The 1,103-nt window shown below is 71.8% G+C and carries 1 protein-coding gene; it reads left to right on the forward strand.

Going from position 1 to position 1,103, the window contains the following annotated elements; all coding sequences use genetic code 11:
* Positions 1–151 precede the first annotated feature (151 nt).
* Positions 152–1,000, forward strand: a complete 849-nt coding sequence (locus tag AS96_RS13215; RefSeq protein ID WP_036290634.1) for an endonuclease domain-containing protein — start codon at positions 152–154, stop codon at positions 998–1,000.
* Positions 1,001–1,103 lie beyond the last annotated feature (103 nt).

Consider the following 1,103-nt stretch of genomic DNA (forward strand, 5'->3'; position numbering starts at 1 on the left):
CGAACTCCGCATCCATTCGCGTTATCGGGTGCGGAGTTCGTCACATTCTGCGGGGTTCGTGAACTCCTCCCCAACCGCCGTCGTGAGGCTTCTCGCAACAGATGGAGCCTGCGGCGCCCGGTCGGGCGCGAGAGCCGGTCAGGATGCCGGTATGCAGCTCGTGCCCATCTCGGACCGTCTCCGCGGCACGGCGGAGCACCGTCAGCAGCTGCGGGGTGAGGGGTACAGCGCCGAGCAGCTCCGCGCGGCGGTGCGGTCGGGAGCGGCCGAGCTCTTTCGTCGTGCGTGGTTCGTCGGTCGCCACGCGGCCACCGAGCTGCGCGAGGCCGCACGGTGGGGCGGGAGGATGACCTGCACCACGTTCGCGCGTCAGCGAGGGTGGTGGATGCCCGAGGGGATCGAGACCGAGCTGCACCTGCATTTCCCGCCGGGGTCGACGGGGCCCCGTGCCGCCTGGGACGGCGTCGCGCACTGGACACAGCCGGTCGCGCCCCTCGGGCGCTCGCTCGTGGCAACCGTCGAGGATGCGCTCGCACACATCGCCGTGTGCGTGCCGCCGGAGCAGGCGATCGTGCTCTGGGAGTCGGCCGCCGGCGTCGAGCGCCTGGCGCCGGAGGCGCTGCGCGCGATCCGCTGGCCGTCACGTGCGGCGACGGCGCTCGCCGCGGAGATCACGGGGCTGGCTGACTCCGGTCTTGAGGTGCTGGTGTGTCGTCCGTTGCGGCGGCTGCGCGTCCGCGTGCGCCAGCAGGTGTATCTCGCGGGCAGACCGGTCGACGTTCTGGTCGGCGAGTGGCTCGTCATCCAGATCGACGGCTGGGCGCATCACTCGTCGTCCACGCAGCGGTCGAAGGACATCTCCCACGACGTCGAGCTGCGTGTGCGCGGCTACACCGTGCTCCGCTTCTCCTACGCCCAGGTCGTGCACGACGCGGCCGCCGTCGAGCGCGCGATTCGCCGGGCGCTGGCCGCGGGCCTGCACGCCGCGCCCGCGCGGTAGCGCTGGCGCCGGGATCGGCTCGGCTGCGGCATGCGCGGGGTCACGAACTCCGCAGATTCGCACGAACTCCGCATCCATTCGCGTTATCGGGTGCGGAGTTCGT

Source organism: Microbacterium sp. MRS-1, assembly GCF_000585455.1.
GTDB lineage: Bacteria > Actinomycetota > Actinomycetes > Actinomycetales > Microbacteriaceae > Microbacterium > Microbacterium laevaniformans.